Here is a 22246-nt window from a genome sequence, read left to right on the forward strand (position 1 = left end):
ATAGTTATATTTTTATAATTCTGGTTTTATCATTACGCGAATGAATCTACTAGACGCTAATATTTTGGTGCTAAAAACTGCTGCACACGCTCTGATTTCGGGTTATCAAATAATTCTTTCGGATCGCCCTGCTCTTCGATTTGACCTTGGTGTAAGAATATAACTTTGGTCGATACATCGCGTGCAAACGCCATTTCGTGAGTAACAACCAGCATGGTTCGACCCTCTTCCGCTAGGCTTTGCATTACGCGTAAAACTTCACCTACCAATTCAGGGTCCAATGCGGATGTTGGTTCATCAAATAGTAATACTTCCGGCTCTACAGCTAATGCACGGGCGATTGCCACACGCTGCTTTTGACCACCAGATAGCTGACTTGGGTAATAGTCTTTTCTTTCCCATAAACCGACTTTTTTCAGATATTGTTCTGCACTCGCCCTCGCGTCGCGACGAGAGAGTCCTAAAACATGAATTGGTGCTTCGATCACATTTTCAATGACCGTCATATGCGACCATAAATTAAAGCCTTGAAACACCATAGCGAGACGTGAACGAATACGTTGAACTTGTTTTTTATTCGCGATTAGTCTATTGCCGTCGCGACCATCAATCATTTCGATTAATTCGCCATTTACGGAGATGTCACCTAAAGTAGGCATTTCCAATAAATTAATACAACGTAAAAAGGTACTTTTACCAGATCCAGATGAACCAATAATAGAGATTACATCACCTTTATTTGCAGTCAGATCGATACCTTTCAAGACTTCATTGTCACCAAATGATTTATGCAAATTTTTGATGTCTAATGTGGGACTGCTACTCATTCTATTCATCCTAAATTCGATTTATAACAATTAAGACATGCGCAATATTTAAATTCAAATCAACCCTAAATATTGCAACATAAATACAACATTAAACATAACAAATTAGTCATTCGGATAACATAAAACCACCAATATTTAGACTAAAAGACTCCAAGATAAATAAACGACAGTTTTATATACTGCAAAAGCAAATATCGCAGTGCCAAAAGATCTCAAAAGACAGTATAGGACACTACCGCTATATTGGTATTTATGATTGCTTACTTTACTTTAAATAGTTAATTGAACTTTTGTTTTATATTTAAAATAAAGTACATGTAAATACGCGGTTACTGTAATTTAGTTACACCTAGTTAGGGGTATTCGAGTTTAAAGTATCAAATTTCGTAATAAAAAAACAAAAAGCAGCATGAAATTGATCTAGATCACGTTACAAGTACCACTAGTGGGTTAATAATAAGCATAAGTGATTTATTGAGACTAAGTAATGAAAACAGCAAACCAATTTGATGCAATCCTACCACCAGAATTGCTAAAAAAAGCAGAATCTATCGGTGTCGCAAAAGCAACTAAGGCCCCTAAACAAGCGTTCATGCTTGCGATTACTGCAGGTGTATTCATCTCCATTGCATTTGCTTTCTATACCACGGTAACAACAGGAACAACGGATGTTGCTTATGGTTTAAAAAAATTCATTGGGGGGTTTGCGTTTAGTCTTGGCCTACTACTTGTTGTTGTTTGTGGCGGCGAGCTATTTACTAGCTCAATCTTAACCATTATTGCCCGTGCAAATAACAAGATAACAACCGCACAACTCGCTAAAAACTGGGCAGTGGTCTACGTCGGTAACTTTATCGGCTGTCTCTTCTTTGTGGCGTTAATGATATTAGCTAAGCAGCACCTCGCCGCCGATGGCGCTTGGGGTCTAAATGCCATGAAGATTGCCCAACACAAACTGCATCATACTTTTATTCAAGCGGTCACGCTTGGCACCCTAGCCAACCTACTTGTTTGTCTTGGTGTCTGGATGAGTTTTGCCGCGCGCTCTATTACCGATAAATTTGTTGCGGTGGCATTACCTGTGAGTATGTTTGTCGCATCAGGTTACGAGCACAGTATCGCTAACATGTTTATGATCCCACTCGGGTATGTTATTGCGAACTTTTCAGGCCCTGAATTTTGGCTAGCAACCGGTGCGAACCCTGCTGACTTTACCGATTTAACGTTAACTAATTTTGTATTTAACAATCTTATCCCTGTCACCATCGGCAATATAATTGGTGGCGGATTACTGGTTGGTATGACGTACTGGATTATTTACTGCAAAAAAGAATCTTAATATCTGTTGTAAACACAGCAGATAACAAACTTTGAAATTACATTTTTAGAATATTAATAGATTAGGTGTACTTATGACTGAACAAACAATATTTGATCAAGCGTGGCAAGGTTTTACAACTGGCGAATGGACTAACGACGTTAACCTACGTGATTTTATCCAGAAGAACTACACGGAGTTTACAGGCGATGAGTCTTTCCTAGCCGATGCAACTGAAGCGACAGATACGCTTTGGAGCAATGTGATGGAAGGCATTAAAATCGAAAACAGCACGCACGCGCCGCTTGATTTTGATACATCTTTGCCATCAACAATTACATCACATGCCGCTGGTTACATTGACCAAGGTTTGGAAACAATTGTTGGTCTACAAACTGAAAAACCATTAAAACGTGCAATCATCGCTAATGGCGGTATCCGTATGGTTGCAGGTTCTTGTAAAGCATATGGTAAAGAGCTTGATCCAGTAACAAACAAAATCTTCTCTGAATACCGTAAAACACACAACCAAGGTGTATTTGACGTTTACACAAGTGACATCATGAAATGTCGTAAGTCAGGTATCCTAACAGGTTTACCAGATGCATATGGCCGTGGTCGTATCATTGGTGATTACCGTCGTGTTGCTGTATACGGCATCGACTTCCTAATGAAAGATAAACTTGCACAACAACAATCATTGGAAGCGAAGTTCTACTCAGGTGAAGACCTAGAAGCAACAATGCGTTTACGTGAAGAAATTTCAGAACAGTACCGTGCACTAAACGACATCAAAACGATGGCGGCAACTTACGGTTTCGATATTTCAGGCCCAGCAACAAACGCGAAAGAAGCGATCCAGTGGACTTACTTCGGCTACCTCGCTGCTGTTAAATCACAAAATGGCGCAGCAATGAGCTTTGGTCGTGTAACAACCTTCCTAGATATCTACATTGAACGTGATTTACAAGCTGGTCTCATTACTGAGACTGACGCTCAAGAAATGATTGATCACCTCGTAATGAAACTACGTATGGTGCGTTTCCTACGTACACCTGAATACGATGAATTATTCTCTGGTGACCCAATCTGGGCAACTGAAACAATCGCAGGTATGGGTACAGACGGTCGTTCATTAGTAACTAAATCATCATTCCGTGTACTACATACACAATACACTATGGGTCCTTCACCAGAGCCAAACATCACTGTATTGTGGGCTGAAAACCTACCATTAAACTTCAAACGCTACTGTGCGAAAGTATCAATTGATACTTCATCAATCCAGTACGAAAATGATGATTTAATGCGTACCGACTTCGACAATGATGACTATGCAATTGCTTGTTGTGTATCACCAATGATTGTTGGTAAACAAATGCAGTTCTTCGGCGCACGTAGTAACCTTGCTAAAGCATTGTTATATACAATCAATGGCGGCGTAGATGAAAAACTGAAAATCCAAGTTGGTCCTAAATCAGACAAGATCACTGATGAAGTACTTAACTACGAAGATATCGCAGCACGTTTAGATAAGATGATGGATTGGTTAGCAACAACTTATGTTACTGCGCTTAACTCAATTCACTATTCACACGACAAATACTCGTATGAAGCATCACTAATGGCACTGCATGACCGCGACGTTGAACGTACAATGGCATGTGGTATCGCGGGTCTATCTGTTACTGCTGATTCACTTTCTGCAATCAAATTTGCAAAAGTGAAACCAATTCGTGACGAAGATGGTATTGCAATCGACTTTGAAATCGAAGGTGATTACCCTAAATTTGGTAACAACGATTCACGTGTTGATGAAATCGCTTGTGACCTAGTTGAAACCTTCATGAAGAAAGTGTCTAGTCACAAAATGTACCGTGATGCGAAACCAACACAGTCAGTGCTAACAATTACTTCAAACGTTGTATACGGTAAGAAAACGGGTACTACACCAGACGGTCGTCCTGCTGGCGCACCATTCGCACCAGGTGCAAACCCAATGCATGGTCGTGATGAGAAAGGCGCAATCGCAGCCCTGACTTCAGTTGCAAAACTACCGTTTGAATACGCAAAAGATGGTATCTCTTACACCTTCTCTATCGTACCAAACGCACTGGGTAAAACAGACGATACTCGTCGTACTAACCTCGCTGGTTTAATGGATGGTTACTTCAAGCACAGCAGTGTAATTGAAGGTGGTCAGCACTTAAACGTAAATGTGATGGACCGTTCAATGTTGTTAGACGCTGTTAAGCACCCTGAAAAATACCCACAACTGACCATTCGTGTGTCTGGTTACGCGGTACGTTTCAACTCGCTAACACCTGAACAGCAGCAAGATGTAATCACACGTACATTCCAACAGTCATTCTAAGACTGACGAGAATTACACTATAAAATATAACAATTGTTTGTTTTTATAGTAGCAAGACACAAAAGCCTTACGCCTGTAAGGCTTTTGTATTTATAATGATCGTATAGCCCTATTTTTTGGAGATATTATGCCGCTTATTAAACCTATTGATTCTACCGAGTTGTGTAGCACAGTAGGACGCATTCATTCTACCGAATCTTGTGGCACAGTTGATGGCCCTGGCATCCGTTTCATCGTCTTCATGCAAGGCTGTTTAATGCGTTGCCAATATTGCCATAACCGTGATTCATGGGACCTACATGCTGGTACAGAAACCACCGTTGATGAATTAATTCGTGAGCTAGTTTCATACAAGGCCTTTATGCAAGCGACGGGGGGTGGTGTCACTGCATCCGGTGGCGAAGCGATGCTACAACCTGAATTTGTGCGTGATTTTTTCACTGCGGCCCAAGCCCAAGACGTTAACACCTGCTTAGATACCAATGGCTATATTCGTAAATACACAGATGTCATTGATGAAGTACTCGATGTCTCTGATTTAGTCATGCTAGATCTAAAGCACATGAACGACAAGATCCATCAGAAGTTAGTTGGTGTTAGCAATAAACGTACCCTCGAGTTTGCCGAATATTTAGCAAAACGTAATCAAAAAACATGGATACGTTATGTTGTGGTACCCGGTTATACCGATGATGATGCATCAGCGCATCAACTTGGTCAGTTTATTCAACATATGGATAATATTGAAAAAGTAGAATTGCTGGCATATCACGAATTAGGCTTGCATAAATGGAAAACAATGGGCTTTGATTACCCTCTTGATGGTGTTGCCCCACCAAGTAAAGACACCATGGACCGCATTAAAAATATCTTATTAGAATATAAAGATAATGTGATGTATTAATCGCCCAAACAGCATTCTATTGCAAACCGATCCTAGCTCTATGCTATGATCGGTTTTTTGTTTTAGCCTTTTGCTAACCTTCATATAAGAATAACGAGATCACATGAACTACCTTTGCCCTATCTGCGCACGCCCTTTATCCGCACAAGACAAAAGCCTCACTTGCGATCAACGCCATCAATTTGATCTAGCAAAAGAGGGTTACGTCAACTTACTCCCAGTGCAAAACAAAAAATCAAAAAATCCTGGCGACAACAAAGAAATGATGCAAGCCCGTCGAGAGTTTCTTGACCAAGGCTTCTATCAATCACTATCTGACACGGTAAATAACATTGCTCAGCAAGCGCTAACGGCTGTCAACGCACCAAACATCCTCGACTTAGGCTGTGGCGAAGGGTATTACACCCACCGCTTAGCACTGGCTTTGGCGGCTCTTAATGATGCTAATACAACGCCACAAATCGCAGGACTCGATATTTCTAAATCAGCGATCCGTTATGCAGCAAAACGTTATAAAACGATCAGTTTTTGTGTGGCAAGTGCTTACAACACTCCATTCGCGGATGCGAGCCAAGACTTGGTGACCCGTATTTATGCACCATCTCAAGATGCTGAACTGGCCCGTATAATCAAAACCGAGGGTTACTTACTCACAGTGACTCCCGCTGCCGAGCATTTATTCGAGCTAAAGCAAAAGATTTACCAAACCCCTGAAAAACACGACATGAAGATTGAAGATATTGCCGGGTTTGAACTGATTGAACAGCAACGTTTAACCGACCAGATCACCCTGACGCAAGCTAAAGACAGCAAGAACTTATTAGAAATGACACCATTAGCGTGGAAGATGAGCGACGAACAAAAAGCAGAGATATATGCGGCAGATTTAACCCTAACGCTCGACTTTAATATCACGCTTTATAAACGTACTGCGTAGTTTTTCTAACGCCCTCGCCGTTTAAAAGACAAAAAAATACCGATATTAGCTTTAATATCGGTATTAATGATTATCGGAATAAAGTGTGATCGTGTATTACTTAACCATAAATGCTTTATCCATTCGCTTAAATGCATTTTCTAAAATATCAGCCAATTCACTGTAATGTGGCTTTTTCACTGCGGGCTCAAGATCACAACCTTGCGTAACTAGCCCTTGATAAAGTTCATGATACCAATTTGCTAGTGACACGGGTAATAACTCGCTCGAACGTTTACCTAACCAGAACACACCTTGCATCGGTAGCGTAATAAGTAATAATGCAACCGCAATACTCGCTGGTAGCTGCTGTATATCACCATAGAGATACTGCATCATCACAGTTAAAATCGCTAATGGCGGCATAGTCTTAAAGCCAAGTTTCGTGGCGGCAATAACTCTATTCTCAGGAAAAAGTGCGGCCAGTTCTTTTTTCATCGGCCAGCGCTGCATATAATGTTGACCTTTATAAAGCGTATCTGTAAATACACTCATCAGCATCCTCCCTAATAGATTGAAATTTTCTATATCCCCAACCATACACCATGTCATAGTGCAGGTAAAATACTATATAGATGTTAAGCTAATGCTCTAGATCAACATTATTATAAATATACTTTGAGATATCGTCTCATTGCAAGTAAACTATGAGGCAGTTAACACTTTAAGGGAAAATGTGAGTGACATGACTCACAGTTTTAAAAAGTCGTCATTTCTTTAAGATGGATATTTAGTAACGAACATTAGTCGTATCAACGACGACATCGTACGTAAAAATGACAGTGTCAGCCAATTTAGTAAGCACAGATATATTTCTTTGCTTTAATAAAGATACGATACCTAAGCCAATATCGCTAGGATTGTTATCAGTTATTTTATTGATTATTTCATAATAGGTTTTTACGCATGAATAAACTCGTTCTAGTTCTGAACTGTGGTAGCTCTTCTCTTAAATTTGCAGTTCTTGATTCAGTATCTGGTGATGAAAAATTATCAGGTCTTGCTGAATGCTTTAATTTAGACAACGCACGCATCAAGTGGAAACTTGACGGCAATAAAGGCACAGCCGATCTAGGCGCAGGCGCTTCACATAAAGAAGCTGTAGCATACATCGTAAATAACATTCTTAAAGACCAAAAAGAAATGAGCGACGCAATCGTTGCGATCGGTCATCGTGTTGTACACGGCGGCGAAAAATTCACTTCATCAGTAATCATTGATGACGCTGTAATGCAAGGTATCGAAGACTGTGCAACATTAGCACCGCTTCATAACCCAGCTCACCTAATCGGTATCCGTGCTGCACAAGCTGCATTCCCAGCGCTTCCACAAGTTGCTGTATTTGATACTGCGTTCCACCAGACTATGCCTGAAAAAGCATACCTATACGCACTACCGTACAAACTATACCGCGAAAATGGCATCCGTCGTTACGGCATGCACGGTACTAGTCACCTATTCATCGGTCGTGAAGCAGCTGCTCTTCTAGGTCAAAAAGTTGAAGAAACTAACATCATCAACTGTCACCTAGGTAACGGCGCATCAATCTGTGCAATTAAAGATGGTAAATCAGTAGACACAAGCATGGGTATGACTCCACTTGAAGGTCTAGTAATGGGTACACGTAGTGGTGATCTTGACCCAAGCATCATCAACCACCTTGTTACACAGTGTAACTACACACTTGCAGAAGTGAACAGCATGCTAAACAACGAAAGTGGTTTACTAGGTGTGTCTGAAATTTCTAGCGATTGCCGTGCTATCGAAGATGGTTATGCAGAAAAACAAGCTGGCGCAGTTCGAGCAATGGAACTTTCTTGCTACCGTCTAGCTAAATACATCGCTTCATACGCAGCTGCTTTAGGCCGTATTGACGCTATCGTATTTACTGGTGGTATCGGTGAAAACTCTGACGTTATCCGTGCATTAGTATTAAACCAACTTTCTATCTTCGGTATCGAAGTTGACGATGCAGCGAATACAGCAGCACGTTTTGGTTCTGAAGGTACAATTACTACAGCAAATAGTAAAATTAAAGCTATGGTTATTTCGACTAATGAAGAACTTGTTATTGCACAAGATGCAGTAAACTTAATCTAATTAAGACTGTTCGCTAAATAAGTTTCATTTTTAAATAAGAAAGGTGTAACCGCACCTTTCTTTCTTCTCAATCCCAATATAAGGGGACGCTAGTGGCTCGCACTATAATGCTTATCCCAGTTGGCGTAGGCGTAGGCGTAACTTCTGTTAGTCTAGGTATGGTTCGTGCGTTTGAACGCAACGGCCTAAACGTTAACTTTTTCAAACCTGTAGCTCAACCTCGCCAAGGCGAAAAAGGTCCAGAGTTATCAACTGAAATTATCCGTCAAGGAACGAATGCATCACCTGCAACGCCGTTCACTTTATCACACGCTGAAAAATTAATCGGTGCTGGTAAAACGGACGTACTTCTTGAAGATATCGTTGAGCGTTTCGAATCACACATGGTTGATGCTGAAATCGTTGTTGTTGAAGGTCTAGTACCAACATCAAAACAACCATTTGCTAACAGCGTAAACTACAACATCGCGAAAGCACTTGATGCTGAAATGGTATTTGTGGCTAACCCAGGCACAGATTCTTCAGAACAGCTTAAAGATCGTTTAGAAATCGCTTGCTCGAACTTCGGTGGCAGCAAAAACAAACGTATCATTGGTTGTGTGATCAACAAAGTTGGCGCACCACTTGATGAAGCTGGTCGTAGCCGTCCAGATCTTGCAGAAATGTTTGAAGCAAACTCAGGTAATGCTAGCCATAACCTAGAAGTGCTACAAGTATTTGGCAAAAGCCCAATGCCAATCCTTGGTTGTATCCCTTGGAGCGCAGAGCTAATTGCACCACGTGCAAAAGATCTTGCTAACCACTTAAAAGCTGAAATCTTAAATAAAGGCGAACTAGAAGAACGTCGTCTACTAGGTATCACTTTCTGTGCACGCTCGATTCCAAACATGCTTGAGCACTTCCGTCCAGGTGGCTTATTAGTTACTTCTGGCGATCGTGCAGACGTTATCGTTGCTGCATGTCTTGCTGCAATGAACGGCGTTAAAATTGGCGCATTACTATTAACTGGTGATGCTCGTCCAGACGAAAGCGTATTAAAACTTTGTCAACAAGCGATGGCAACTGGTCTACCGATCATGTTGACTACAACGAATACTTGGCAGACTGCATTAACGCTTCAAAACTTCAATCTTGATATCCCTGCAGATGACAAACAACGCATCGAAGCAGTTCAAGATTACATCGCAAGTCACATCGACAAGCAATGGATTGAAACGTTAACACTTGGTACTAAACGTACTCGTCGTTTATCACCGCCTGCATTCCGTTACCAGTTAACTGAATTAGCGCGTCAAGCGAAGAAACGTGTTGTACTACCTGAAGGTGAAGAGCCACGTACAATTGAAGCAGCTAACATCTGTGCTGAACGCGGTATCGCGATTCCAGTACTTGTTGGTAACCCAGCTGAAATTAAACGTGTTGCTGAAAGCCAAGGTATCGTACTTTCTGACGGCGTTGAAATCGTAGATCCAGTAACATGTGTTGAAAAATTTGTTGCTCCTATGGTTGAACTACGTAAAGCGAAAGGCCTTACAGAAGTAGTTGCACGTGAACAGTTACAAGACAACGTTGTACTAGCAACTATGATGCTAGAACAAAACGAAGTTGATGGTCTTGTATCTGGTGCCGTTCATACGACAGCAAACACAATCCGTCCAGCACTACAGTTGATCAAAACTGCACCGGGTTCAAACCTAGTGTCTTCGATCTTCTTCATGTTGCTACCTGATCAAGTGTTAGTGTACGGTGATTGTGCAATTAACCCAGATCCAAATGCTTCTCAACTGGCTGACATCGCGATTCAATCTGCTGATTCTGCTAAAGCATTCGGTATTGATCCTCGCGTTGCTATGATCTCTTACTCAACTGGTTCATCTGGCCAAGGTAGTGATGTAGAGAAAGTACGTGAAGCAACTAAAATCGCACAAGAACGTCGTCCTGATCTAATCATCGACGGTCCATTACAGTACGATGCTGCTATCATGGAAAATGTTGCGAAAAGCAAAGCGCCAAACAGCCCTGTTGCTGGTAAAGCGACTGTATTTGTATTCCCAGATCTTAATACTGGTAACACAACTTACAAAGCGGTACAGCGTTCTGCAAACCTAATCTCTATTGGTCCAATGCTGCAAGGCATGCGTAAACCAGTAAATGATTTATCACGTGGCGCATTAGTAGACGATATCGTTTACACAATCGCACTTACAGCGATTCAATCTAAGCAATTAACGTCTTAGTCTGAAAACCTGATAAACGTGTATTAAGGCTCCCTCGGGAGCCTTTTTTGATCTCTTAATTGGTTACGTAGTGAAGTTAGCGTATGTCCGACTGATGGGATTTATGTCATGCGTTATGGCAATAACTTGTTGGTGAAGCGATTACAGATGTTACCAGGCGGCATTATTCGCGTTAAGTCTGATAATTCCATGTATGACCCTTGGGAGATCACTAAGTCGCAATTGGACGGTGAAGAACTAGCGCTTATTGGGCGTGTTGTTTGGACTGGGAAGAAGATGTGATTTGTGGGTAAAACAGACTAGCTTGATACTTAAGTTAGTCTGTTCTATCTTATTTTTGGACAGGAACAAGCTTCTTTATGACCCAATTCACATTAAGCATGCAACGTTTCAAAGCATTATTCATCACAGAGGTCGCGTATCCGATTTTTTATCAACTCTACTAAGATATTCTTTTTAGACTGCTTAGCTTCTTGCAACTCAATCGCCATTTGAATCATTTCATCTGGTTCCTCGATACCATACCTACCACCTCTTTGATTTAGCTTACAGGCTCCTATCGTGAAATGTCCTTTAGGAGTAAGGTCGATGTACCATTTACGATAGTATATCTCTATATGCTCTTCGTAATCATCAAAGTGCGGATGGATTATGCTAAAACCAGATGATGATCTTGGATACTTTTTCCTAACCTTATTACCCGATAGAAGAGTTAAAGTATCTTTTTCATTTTTTATTTGATTGCAGTCAGCGCAAGCAACACATAGGTTCTTAGTCTCAAACATAAAACTGTCATATCGTGACTTAGGGACAATATGCTCTACATGGCAGTTGAGGGCTGAAACGGTGCTTAAATCCTTTTGACAATAAGCACATTTTTCTTTTTGTTCTTTTCTATAGTGACCTCTGATGTACGAACGCAGATCCTGTAACTCTTTTGTTAACTCTTCTTTGTTCCAATCAGAATGTTTGAATAAAGGATCTGATATCACATCATTAATAAGCTTTGCCTGCTCCGTACTGAATAAGACTGCCGCGTTAATTTCTGCCATATTTTTGGTAAACCTCGTTAAGCATTTCAATTAACTCAATGACAGAATCTTCTTTAGGAATGCTGTTCTTAATGTTATTTAGAAAATTAAGGTTTTCCAAATCATCTTCATCAAAAACCTTATCTCTTTTCACTTTAGAAAAAATATTTATAGCTGTTTTAATGAGGTATTCATTACTATTTCCTGGAGTATTAAAAACTCTGGCTAATTGAAAGTCAGCAGATCTATTGTGGTACATTTTTGAAGGCATTAAGTTTGCCCCTTCAGCATCGATACTGACAATATATGCGTTATCTTCTGGGATGGAAGATACTATATTTGGAGAGTGTGTGGCTATTATGAAATGACAGTTTTTATAATTAGAAAAAATATCGGTGAGTAAAGACAAGAAATTCAATTGCCACTCTGGATGCAAACTCAGCTCAGGTTCATCAATCAATATCAGTGAATCATTTTCAATCTCACCAGCAATCGAAGACATTGTAAATAGTAAGCTAAGTTCTCCAGAACTTGCTTGAGAAAGCAAAAAATCATGCTTAGATTTAGAGAAAATAACATCTTCTAACTCTATTAAATCATACTCAGATAAAAGCTCTAATGAGCTTAAGTACTTTTTATCTTTAGGTTCTTTAGATAAGTCTATATCGCATAATATTTCAAGTGGTTCAAAGAAGTGGTCATCCTTATCTAACCTTTCACCAGCAACATAATGCAGTGCATCTAATAACCGTATTGATAGGTCACCTTCCTCATCTATCTCTTTATGACCTTTGGCTTTATGAAACCTAACACTACTAACTAGGTTAAGAATACTTTCTTGATTTAGTTCCTCCTTCCTTATTCTCTCACTAAGAGAGAGCTTAAGTATAAAAGAAGGAGATATATTCAAAAAGTCTAGCATCTTTGAAAAGTCGAAATACTCTTGCCTTGGCTTTAAAAGCAATTTGATAAAAGATGCACCCAGTTGGTCAAACTTATGGCTAAGATAACCCCTATTAAACCTAGCTCCAGCGAGTCTTTTTTCTCTAGTTCCCAAATAAACATAAGGTTCTAAAGAAAGCCGCGCTGAAATTGAACCTCTAAATGGAAACTTATCGTATGGACTACCTGTCACCGCTAAAACTTTGTTCGGTATATTTAATTCTGAATCGCTTATTCCATTTTTTTTAAATATGAGACCTTCACTATGAGCTTTTGCCATTTCAAGAAAGTGACGAGCTACTGAATTAATTAAATTATCATCATCTAAACCGTGCACATGATTTATAGTAACCTGTTCATATGGATGAATGGAAATTAGGTCTATAAATGCATCATCATTACCTACAGGACGTCTTCCAACGAACGGTCTTTTAAAACAAGAGATTGAATTGAAATTGCCACCTTGAATATATGATAAGCTATCTAGCTGTTCTAAATTAACTATATCCTTCACGTCGCGCAACATCCTGTTGCGATCTATCGAGTTCTGTCTAGGAGCTTGTATAAACGCTGAGCATATGGTCTGGAAAAGCCTACTTTTCCCTGAACCATTGTTCCCCATTACTATAGTTACAACATTCGACCCATCATGAGTTCTAGCATCGGCGAGATCTATCGATTTACCTAGTAACGTAACATTGTTCAACAACATTGTATTTTCCTAAATTGTAATTGCTATGCATATCTTAAATCTAATTTTCATTATATAAAACAACTAATTGACAATACTATAAAAGGTTATTAAGCATTCATTTAAGTGAATGCTGGGATTATTGGAAATACGAGATTCACACTAATGTATCTAGAACGCCTATTTAGGTGTTTCCTTCAGAATAAAGACAAGCATCACGCCCGAATGTTAATGGCCGTAAACTAACTCACAACTTAAAAGCAAAGTACTTCATATTTTTGCCAAGTATAATTCTAAGGCTAACTTTATAGCATCCCCCACTACTAAAAATGAAAGTATGACTGAACTAATGATGAACGGACTTATGGCAACATTATTTATTACGCATGTAGGTATTTATTTTGTTACTTATGGCTTTGAACGAATAGAACTGAGTATGAAAATTGATAAGACTCGATTGAAACTGTTTTATATGCGCTGGGCTTTTTCTACTTCGATGATAGTAGGAATATTTTATCTTATCACTATGCCTATTTTGTTGAGAGAGGTTTATTTTGGGGTTTAGCTTAGGTATAAAATAGACTAATGAACGACCTAGCCGAAATCGAACATAATAAGGATAATGCCGTTAACATTAGAACTTGGAGAGATTCAATTTATGGTGAACACTGGTTATTTATCTCAATTTCGCTCGTCTTAGATTTAACCCAAAGACAAGGTATCCACCAAGATCAAACACGTTATTTACTATATGAAGAAGGGCTTGGGCTTGCTCAATACTCGAATAAGGTGTCGGCTGCGCGACACCTATTCTTATATGTTATAAGCTAGTTCAGCCACCCTCTAATTTCTTGTATCCAAGACGGTTCTTCGAATTCTTCACCTATATTCTCAATGTACTTTTGAGAAAACTTAAATTTATTATTATCAAGGTTAAAGAACTGATCTATTAATTCCCATTCGCTAGACCTTAAATCCAAGGATATTTTAGAAGACTCTTGAGTAACCTCTTCAATTATTTCAGACAAGAAGCCTAGCTGTTCTGGATATTCACTAGAAAATGTACTCAGAGTTTGATAAAACAGCCGTCCATTTAATGCATCTTCAATTTCAGTCGCTGGGGATACTGGATTTGACTGAATTTTAACTAATTTTGTAGTTCTTGAACGATTGCAGTTAACCATCCTTTTACAGATTAAATTAGGGTAATCCTTTACATCATAATTTACTAATTCTGCGTCGGTATCTGAAAGTAATATGATTTTTCCAGATATCTCTGCTTGAAAGTCTTCGTAAGATGTTGATAGGTGATTATATAAGCGTTTGATTTCTCCTGCGCCACCGACAGGAACGATCCTTAAACGTTTTGTATCAATAAGGTCTCTAAAGTAAGCACTCAAATATATTTTTTCAGAAGACCCCTCACAAATAATCCAATTAAAGGGAGTATCACCTATGGTGCTTGTTATTACTGATTGAACAAAATCATTAACACTTTTAAGACGAATATCAAACGGTAATCGTCCTCTAGAGCTAGATCTTAGTTGTTTAATTTGCTCCCTATAATTCGCTAAATTAATCATATCGAAAACATGAGATGAATCTTGTTTTGTTATAACTGTAGCGCTTCCAGATTCAATAGTAGGAAGAAATCCATACCAATGAGAAGAGAAAACAACTTGCATGGCATCTCGACTAATTTGATAAAGAGCATCAAATTGATCAAAACATGCTGACATATGTAAAGATGATTCAGGTTCATCAATTCCAATTATTAAGTTAGAACCACTATCTCTATGTTTATTTAATAGGCTATGAGCTACATCAATTATAGCTTTTTGCTTTTCTCCAGAACTTAGTGAACTGATTTCAAGCCAGTTATTCCCTTGCTTTTTATGCAGTTTCCTTGTGCTGAAGAATGACTGAATTATTAAATTGTACACATCATTTTTTTTAAGGTGCTGTTGTCTATCCGTAGGAGTTCTATATGAATAAATTTCTAACTCTTCACTTAACGTATCTATAAAGGCATTTAAGCTACTATTGATCTCATTGATTTGTCTTTGTGGAACCCGTTGGCTAAGAATTTGGTTTAATGTTTCACCCATCAATACTTGGATTTCACTTGTCTCTAATTTAGTAAATAATTCAGGTTCTATTTCTCTTGGAATATAGATGTAGTCAATTAATTCTTGAATTTTTTCTAACAAAGGTAAGAAAACAGCTAATTCATCATCTTCTAAATTAGTCTTACTTGTGTCAGCTTCCTCTCCTAGTAATGCTTCCACTGCTGTTCGGTTATTAAAGAGTGAGATAGAAACACACCCCCTATAATCAAAACCAATGGGGAGTACCAGCATTTCATCTAAACAAACTCTTTCTGCTAATTGGTCTCTATGTGAAATAAAAGATCTTGCATGCGCTTTTAGAGTTGATGAAACTACTGAATCTTGAAGGTTTAACGCTAATGAATTTAATATTTCTGCTTTTTCTAAAATATCACCTGTAAACATAGATTTATTTAATAGAAAAACAGGTACGATTTGTGGCTTAGTATTTTTTTTTCCGCTCTTTTTTGTGGCGGTGTTGAAATTCCACGGTTTTCCATTAAAAAATGTATCTAGAGACTCTAGAACCGAGCTTTTGCCTATTCCATTATCTCCAACCAACCCACAGAACTTATCTTCATCAGTTATTGGGACATAGTTTATCCCTTGGTAAGTTTTGTAATAGCGAAGAAAAACTCCTGCGATCATATATATTCCCTAAGATTATTCATTGTATAGAGCATGATATTTGCTCTAGTTTATAACGCTTTGCTAGCGGCAATAAAATAGCTGGCTAAAATTAGCGAGGAACGAGTAAAGCCAGCTTTTTTTGTCCGTTTAAGCAACTTGTTAAATTGCAACTACTCCGTTTTGCTTTGATATGTTTTTCTGATCTTATTGAATACTAATGAAAATGCTACTAACTCATTATGTATCTCATTACCAAGCTTCTTACGCTCCTGATCTTGGTTGGTATTAACAAAGTTCTGAATTAAAGAATTTACCTTTTTATATAATTTTTCAGATTTGTTATCAGGAAAAAAATCCGATAAGGCATAAACCTCATTGATATATTCTTGGACGTAATCAGCGTCGACTTGAGGGCTTAATCCTGAAAGTTCATTTATTGATTGAACAGCGTATTTACGCATTTTAGTAATTGATGTTTTAGATAGGGGTTCAAGTTGTGAAAGATTTTCAATATCTCTATGGTGAATTAACTGAGATTTAATTTTTTCAGCAAGCTTGGCTGCTAATTCTGATTTTTTTGCTTGATTCCATGCATACCAAGCTCCCCACAAAGAAGCTAAAGAGCCAACAATAGATAAAGTATCCATTAAGCACTCCAAATCATTTTTATTTGATCTAAAGTAAGCCTAAGTTCATATTGTTCTTTTTCTTCTTTCCAAACTGACAACATTCGACGATATTTCTGCAACATATTACAATGACTATTGAAATCAGGGTACTCTTGGTTTTGAACTAACTCCTGATATCGCTCTAAATTAACAATAAAGTAATGGCAGTAAGATAATTGCTCTGATTCTTCATTACCATCAAAGCCTCTAAAAAAGTATTTTGATTTTAACTTATTCGTTTTGTCTAAGTCGGAAACACTCCAAGTGATTGCTCTGTGCATCTCTAGAATATCTAAGACTTCTTTAGTGCTTTCTTCAGACATTTCTTCCCAAAGGTGTTCAAAAATAGTTTTATAATGTGCTTTATACCCTTGTTCTAACGCTATCCTATTTTTTTCATAATAATCGGCTTCTTCTGGATATAACTTCTCCAAAATTAAGAATTGATTTATCAAGCTCAATCGTTCTATATCAGTCATTTCGATATTTGAATTTGGCACCAATGCCTCCTTGCAATTTAACATTTGTATAACAGGACTCTCGATTACCCAAATCTATTCACCCGAGTAGATCGTCACTAATCAGATGAAAAATAAGATAAAATAGCAATCTGACATTAAATCCGATTCTGAGAAAGCGTGCAGTCCTGTTATTTATTTTTTAAGTCCTGTTAACTATTAACAAGGACCAATATGCGGCTGATTTTATTGGCATTTAATTTTATAGCAAGGAAAAGTAAGACTATTTAATGACAAACTGTGACGGGAGTGAAAAACAAACAACTTATAGGCTATAAATTCAATACAGTGAATCTATTTCAATATATTCAATCACTTACATTGTCTTACAAAGTGTATCTAACAAGTACAAACAAACATTGAACACATCTAATTTAAGCCCTATCATCTAGCAATTACACTGTGTAAAAACCAGTAACCTTAGGGGCGAATTCATGTCTATTTAATCTATTACCCACGGCTATGACGTCGATTGTCGCCCACAGGATCGAAACGGTAAGCGCTACAGAAATAAGTTTACAACCAAAGGTGAAGCGCAGAAGTACGAACGCGGGCTGTTGTCGACTCAGAATCAACCGTAACCAAACGCGGTTAAGCAGTGTGCTTACCGCCTTGATTAAAGCTGAAGAATTTCAGAATCAGCCCCCACTTAAAGGGCTAAGTAGTCGGCTATTCAAGGGGTCTTACGTTACATTTTACAGTGTACTGAAGGAACAAGAGTTTGACTTACGCTTATAGGGCGTGTGGTTTGGACTGGACAGAAGATGTGACGTTTGGATTTGAGCTAGATGTGAAACAGACTAATTTGGCTGCTTAAGTTAGTCTGTTCTATCTTATTTTTGGACAACACCTTATTAGAGTTATTGTCTAGATTATTGCTCGACTTCAGGTTTACCTTCTTCGTTGATATAAAGTTTTGCTTTAGATTCATTTATTAACCGTGCAGCATAAGACGGTGATAGCGCGCGAACATTCCCTTTCTCTCCATGGAATGAAGGCTCCCATACTCTATCTTTATATTGACCTGTTTCTAGAAACTCTACTATTACTTTCATAAGACATCCTTAAGTTGTAGTTTTGTTTATACAGTTACATTCTTTATTTTTAACGTGTGGGCAGTTAACAATACACCTATTTAAAGTTTTGAAAAACATCTAATTAGTTGCTCGGTGTCTATCGGTTGATAATATTTTTTAGTAAGAACTTTTTGATCTATCGACTAAATCGTCCATATACGACCGATTGAACACAAAGGTGACAATGTGTAATACCACTCAGCTCAAAATGCCCCCTAAACCTCATTTTAGCCTTTTATAGCGATTTTACTCAGTAATTATAGATGGATAATCTTGCACTGTCTTAGTCATCCCTCTTTCGCGAGATTCTAATTTAAATACTTATGTCTAATACTTTTGAGATATGTGATGTAAGTCACTATAGGAGGAAAAGCCGATTGTGATGATCGCTAGCGTTACGAGCCCTGTTTATTAGCTTCAACTTTCTGCTTTTTGATGTACCAAATTAAAATAGGTATTTCGATTAAGCCATAAGTAATGAGCGTAAACCAAACCCAATTAACATTCATAATGAACAAATTGAATTCATGACCACTACCCCAATAATGCAGGCCAACGACTAGCAAAGAAAAAGCTGAAACAAAAAGGTCATAAACTGAAATTTTGTTCAAGCTGTCACCAGCTAACTTCGGATAGATAGAAAGGTACGCCACTAAAATAATAATTAGGTTTAATAATAGAATAGATAATTCTGGTGAATCCATTTAAAGCAATACTCCTTATAACGGTGTATTTACGGAATTCCGTAAACTAAATTTAAATGACTGAATGCAATTAAAAATAGCAATATATACCAATATTTAAGTAGATAATACGTTTAAAACGATTAATTAAGTAATGACACTGAATTTCATACACAAAAAAATGGCAGCATGATAACCTAACTTTTGTTTTATATTAATAGCATATAGATATGAGGTAAACATGAATAAACTGATCATAACGATATTAGTAAGTATTGCACTCCAAGGTTGCACGACAACAACCAAAACATGTTATATCTCTCCAGGTGGCACCTGTACTCCATCTGAGTCAGCTGCCGACTCTAAAATATAGGCAAGAAGCTGATAGAAAAATAAACGTCGCTATCGTTATCAAATAATAGCGACGAAATGATATATACATCACGCCTTAATCTCCATAACAACAAGCTCGCTCACAGTTTCCAGCCCCATCCTCTCAGAAAAATGCCTAAATTCACTTTATTGCTATTTTTAATACGTATTTAACAGTAAAAGAAACGCCTATGTCATCAGTGAGCATTGTTACCCATTTACTCTTATTATTAGTCACCTATATCGGTATATTTTATCGTGTACACCAGCAACACCCTATCACAATAGGGAAACCGCTCACCCTCGAGCAAGTCCTTGCAATTAAAGCTCGGTTCATCATTTACACTTTACTGGTGTTTGGTATATCAATACTGGTCAATTTCCCAAATTTATACTGGCAAGGTTAATATCTAGAATGGTATTTATACACCTCTTCCCGCTACATCACTTATCTTAGATCTGATTTTTCAACTTATCAATTAACGCTGACGGTAAATTCTGTGCCTCTCTAACGCCTGCAGATACGCTTTTGCCATTAAGTGGTCAACATCAATACCGCATACGAAATCCAATAAACTTCGCACAACTATTGTAAATAACAATCACACAATAGTTAAGCAATCGTTAACTTATGGTTATGCAAAGTGAGGTTTTAGCTCATCAAAATCCTCTTTTAAGCTTGTGTATCGACATATCTACAAAATCGCGATTACAGCGATTAAAATTAAGTAATTAACGTCTTAGTCTCAAATAAAAAATAACGTGCTCAGCGCTTCTGAGGACGTTATTTTATATAACAAAAACAACTAAAACCGTCAGTCCTTAGTTGTATTTAATTTCTAATTTTTCCTTGATTTTTGAATATACATTAAAAATCAGAGTCAAAACTCTTTAAATACAACCACTTAAAATGTAAACCCCAGTTAACACACATGGTTATCCACAGAATCTGTGGATAACCTGATTAAAATACCTATTATTGGTAGGATAATCCAATCATATGCCTAATTTAGTCCACAACCGCGTTTTTATGCTTAAAGTTATGCACAACAGGAGTAATGCTAAGGAGATATATACACAATGCGGATATATTTGTGTATAACGTGTGAGGCATAAAAAAAGCCTCAATCGAGGCTTCTTTATCATCAGTATATGTCGTTAACTATTCAGTCTGAGCTGATTAGTTTACGCCTGACTCATCTTCAAGTTGTTTGCGTAATTCCGCTTCTAATTCTTGTTGTAATTCGTCTTGAAGTTGATAATACGATAAATCGTTTTCATTATAGTCCATCATAACCACCTTACTTGTACCAAATAGTACATCGTTAAATATGTCGATAATCGATAACCTGCTTATCACACTTCTCCGAACAACCCTTTGCTCAGCTCATGTATTAATCGTAACACAGCATTTTCAGTCTGCAATATTTGTTGATCTGGATGAAAAGTTTGATCATGGTCAATAAATCTATTTTGTAATTATTTATCAACATTTTGATTATCAGCTCTTCATATGAAAGTAAACTAACGAAATAACAAAGGAACCATTACCTCAAATACAAGGAGGTGACTAAAACTGAACAAAAATAAACAAAATAGAACAACTTAATATAAGTTATATCAAAAAGTAATATGGAAGGTTTTTGACGCTAATATCAGCACATCAATGAATTGACAAGAAAAGGAGTTGGCTAGGAAATGACGTAACAGACTCTGTTTATACAGTGATAGGAGTGACTTTAACAATCACTCCATCATTGCAACTATTCTGCTTTAGGCGAGTAAATAAAGATTAGTACTTTAAGACCTTTACCCACTTCTGCTTCTTTAAATACAGCTGGCGGCGCAAGTTGTTCTTGAAACACACAATCAGGGCAATGCTCTGCTACATTATCAAATAAGAACTGTTCACCAAGCTCAGGAGCATTTAAACATAACATCACTTTACCACCCGGTTTCATCAACTGTGGGATACGCTTAATGATCTTGCTGTAGTCACGTTTAATATCAACACTGCCTTTTTGGAATGACGGTGGATCCGAGATCAACAGGTCATAAGGACCGTGCTTACGCAAGCGACCATATGATTTAAAGATATCAACGCCTTCAAATTTAACCCGCTTAAGATCATGACCATTACTGCGGTGATTATCACGACCCATGGTTAATGAGGTACGGCTAAGATCAACGTTCATCACCTTGTCTGCACCACCCGCTAAAGCGGCAACAGAGAAAGCACATGTATATGAGAACAAATTTAATACATTGGCATTTTCTGCATGCTCTTTCACCCACTGACGGCCATTCGCCATATCTAGGAATAACCCTGTATTTTGCGCACGACCAAATTCTAAATTGAAAGTCATACCATTTTCAGTGATTTCGGTACGGTGACACTCTTCGCCAAGGAACAATGCTGTAGGCGCACGTTCACGACAGCGGAATTGCACGAGTACAGTTTTACATTGCTCACCAAGTTGTGCTTGAAGCGATTCAGCTAACAATAATAAGTAATCGTTTTCTTCTTCTTTGTATAGCGTAATAAGTGCAACTGGTGGTAACCAATCAATGTTCATGTGTTCAAAACCAGCATACGTATGGCCACGACCATGGAACAAGCGACAAGCATCTTCTGCTGCAGCAGAAAAATCAATAAATTCAAGCGGCAATTTCACATCAGCCTCAGACATAGCAACAGTCACAATCTTGTTCACCTTAATTAATTTTACAAAATAAAAAGGGATGCACACTGTACATCCCTTTATTCAATTCACCGCATTATACTTGA

17 protein-coding genes are annotated in these 22246 nt (G+C 38.0%); 7 read left to right on the forward strand and 10 right to left on the reverse strand.

The window, feature by feature from the left end:
• Window positions 1-56: 56 nt before the first annotated feature.
• Complete coding sequence (locus tag HWV03_RS15975) at window positions 57-827, reverse strand: ABC transporter ATP-binding protein (protein ID WP_211676801.1); 771 nt, start codon at window positions 825-827, stop codon at window positions 57-59.
• Between the two features lie 490 nt (window positions 828-1317).
• On the opposite strand from HWV03_RS15975, the gene focA reads away from it, so the two are divergent.
• The 4 genes from focA to rlmA all read left to right on the forward strand — a co-directional run bounded on the left by focA (window position 1318) and on the right by rlmA (window position 6363).
• The gene (focA, locus tag HWV03_RS15980; RefSeq protein WP_211676802.1) at window positions 1318-2169 is read left to right on the forward strand and encodes a formate transporter FocA; all 852 of its coding nucleotides are present in this window, start codon (window positions 1318-1320) and stop codon (window positions 2167-2169) included.
• A gap of 73 nt (window positions 2170-2242) precedes the next feature.
• The gene (pflB, locus tag HWV03_RS15985; protein WP_211676803.1) at window positions 2243-4522 is read left to right on the forward strand and encodes a formate C-acetyltransferase; all 2280 of its coding nucleotides are present in this window, start codon (window positions 2243-2245) and stop codon (window positions 4520-4522) included.
• 127 nt (window positions 4523-4649) lie between these two features.
• Window positions 4650-5426, forward strand: a complete 777-nt coding sequence (pflA, locus tag HWV03_RS15990; protein WP_211676804.1) for a pyruvate formate lyase 1-activating protein — start codon at window positions 4650-4652, stop codon at window positions 5424-5426.
• 103 nt (window positions 5427-5529) lie between these two features.
• On the forward strand, window positions 5530-6363 hold the full coding sequence (gene rlmA, locus HWV03_RS15995; RefSeq protein ID WP_211676805.1) for a 23S rRNA (guanine(745)-N(1))-methyltransferase: 834 nt from the start codon (window positions 5530-5532) through the stop codon (window positions 6361-6363).
• Between the two features lie 96 nt (window positions 6364-6459).
• Here the strand turns inward: rlmA and yfbV are convergent, their stop codons facing one another.
• Entirely contained in the window at window positions 6460-6897 is a 438-nt protein-coding gene (yfbV, locus tag HWV03_RS16000) for a terminus macrodomain insulation protein YfbV (protein WP_211672466.1), read from the reverse strand.
• 411 nt (window positions 6898-7308) lie between these two features.
• Between yfbV and HWV03_RS16005 the strand changes: the two genes are divergently transcribed.
• The 3 genes from HWV03_RS16005 (at window position 7309) to HWV03_RS16015 (ending at window position 11021) form a co-directional block, all read left to right on the forward strand.
• A complete protein-coding gene (locus HWV03_RS16005) occupies window positions 7309-8502 on the forward strand; it encodes an acetate kinase (RefSeq protein WP_211676806.1) in 1194 nt (397 codons plus the stop codon).
• A gap of 107 nt (window positions 8503-8609) precedes the next feature.
• Entirely contained in the window at window positions 8610-10739 is a 2130-nt protein-coding gene (pta, locus tag HWV03_RS16010; RefSeq protein ID WP_211680270.1) for a phosphate acetyltransferase, read from the forward strand.
• 108 nt (window positions 10740-10847) lie between these two features.
• Window positions 10848-11021 (forward strand): S24 family peptidase, encoded by a 174-nt coding sequence (locus tag HWV03_RS16015; RefSeq protein WP_255546876.1) that lies wholly within the window; start codon window positions 10848-10850, stop codon window positions 11019-11021.
• A gap of 116 nt (window positions 11022-11137) precedes the next feature.
• On the opposite strand, the gene HWV03_RS16020 is transcribed toward HWV03_RS16015, so the two are convergent.
• The 8 genes from HWV03_RS16020 to HWV03_RS16055 all read right to left on the reverse strand — a co-directional run bounded on the left by HWV03_RS16020 (window position 11138) and on the right by HWV03_RS16055 (window position 22160).
• Window positions 11138-11791, reverse strand: coding sequence for an HNH endonuclease (locus HWV03_RS16020; RefSeq protein ID WP_211676807.1), 654 nt, complete (start codon window positions 11789-11791; stop codon window positions 11138-11140).
• Window positions 11778-13226, reverse strand: coding sequence for an AAA family ATPase (locus HWV03_RS16025; RefSeq protein WP_211676808.1), 1449 nt, complete (start codon window positions 13224-13226; stop codon window positions 11778-11780). The genes HWV03_RS16020 and HWV03_RS16025 overlap by 14 nt, the downstream gene beginning before the upstream one ends.
• 1004 nt (window positions 13227-14230) lie before the next feature.
• Window positions 14231-16159 (reverse strand): ATP-dependent nuclease, encoded by a 1929-nt coding sequence (locus HWV03_RS16030; protein ID WP_211676809.1) that lies wholly within the window; start codon window positions 16157-16159, stop codon window positions 14231-14233.
• Between the two features lie 152 nt (window positions 16160-16311).
• A complete protein-coding gene (locus HWV03_RS16035; protein ID WP_211676810.1) occupies window positions 16312-16788 on the reverse strand; it encodes a hypothetical protein in 477 nt (158 codons plus the stop codon).
• Window positions 16788-17309: a YfbU family protein gene (locus HWV03_RS16040; RefSeq protein WP_211676811.1), complete on the reverse strand. Its 522-nt coding sequence runs from the start codon at window positions 17307-17309 to the stop codon at window positions 16788-16790. The genes HWV03_RS16035 and HWV03_RS16040 overlap by 1 nt, the downstream gene beginning before the upstream one ends.
• 890 nt (window positions 17310-18199) lie before the next feature.
• Window positions 18200-18382 (reverse strand): hypothetical protein, encoded by a 183-nt coding sequence (locus HWV03_RS16045; RefSeq protein WP_211676812.1) that lies wholly within the window; start codon window positions 18380-18382, stop codon window positions 18200-18202.
• Between the two features lie 416 nt (window positions 18383-18798).
• Complete coding sequence (locus HWV03_RS16050) at window positions 18799-19107, reverse strand: hypothetical protein (protein ID WP_211676813.1); 309 nt, start codon at window positions 19105-19107, stop codon at window positions 18799-18801.
• 2114 nt (window positions 19108-21221) lie between these two features.
• Window positions 21222-22160, reverse strand: a complete 939-nt coding sequence (locus HWV03_RS16055) for a class I SAM-dependent methyltransferase (RefSeq protein WP_211672516.1) — start codon at window positions 22158-22160, stop codon at window positions 21222-21224.
• Window positions 22161-22246: the final 86 nt, after the last annotated feature.

The sequence above is a fragment of the Moritella sp. 36 genome, assembly GCF_018219415.1.
Classification (GTDB): Bacteria; Pseudomonadota; Gammaproteobacteria; order Enterobacterales; family Moritellaceae; genus Moritella.

Coding starts and splice junctions, on each gene's coding strand:
- HWV03_RS16050 (WP_211676813.1), bottom strand. CDS start 19,107: ATGGATTCACCAGAATTATCTATTCTATTATTAAACCTAATTATTATT.
- HWV03_RS16035 (WP_211676810.1), bottom strand. CDS start 16,788: ATGGATACTTTATCTATTGTTGGCTCTTTAGCTTCTTTGTGGGGAGCT.
- HWV03_RS16020 (WP_211676807.1), bottom strand. CDS start 11,791: ATGGCAGAAATTAACGCGGCAGTCTTATTCAGTACGGAGCAGGCAAAG.
- HWV03_RS16015 (WP_255546876.1), top strand. CDS start 10,848: ATGCGTTATGGCAATAACTTGTTGGTGAAGCGATTACAGATGTTACCA.
- HWV03_RS16005 (WP_211676806.1), top strand. CDS start 7,309: ATGAATAAACTCGTTCTAGTTCTGAACTGTGGTAGCTCTTCTCTTAAA.
- HWV03_RS16030 (WP_211676809.1), bottom strand. CDS start 16,159: ATGATCGCAGGAGTTTTTCTTCGCTATTACAAAACTTACCAAGGGATA.
- HWV03_RS16045 (WP_211676812.1), bottom strand. CDS start 18,382: ATGAAAGTAATAGTAGAGTTTCTAGAAACAGGTCAATATAAAGATAGA.
- pflA (WP_211676804.1), top strand. CDS start 4,650: ATGCCGCTTATTAAACCTATTGATTCTACCGAGTTGTGTAGCACAGTA.
- pta (WP_211680270.1), top strand. CDS start 8,610: ATGCTTATCCCAGTTGGCGTAGGCGTAGGCGTAACTTCTGTTAGTCTA.
- HWV03_RS15975 (WP_211676801.1), bottom strand. CDS start 827: ATGAGTAGCAGTCCCACATTAGACATCAAAAATTTGCATAAATCATTT.
- rlmA (WP_211676805.1), top strand. CDS start 5,530: ATGAACTACCTTTGCCCTATCTGCGCACGCCCTTTATCCGCACAAGAC.
- yfbV (WP_211672466.1), bottom strand. CDS start 6,897: ATGAGTGTATTTACAGATACGCTTTATAAAGGTCAACATTATATGCAG.
- focA (WP_211676802.1), top strand. CDS start 1,318: ATGAAAACAGCAAACCAATTTGATGCAATCCTACCACCAGAATTGCTA.
- pflB (WP_211676803.1), top strand. CDS start 2,243: ATGACTGAACAAACAATATTTGATCAAGCGTGGCAAGGTTTTACAACT.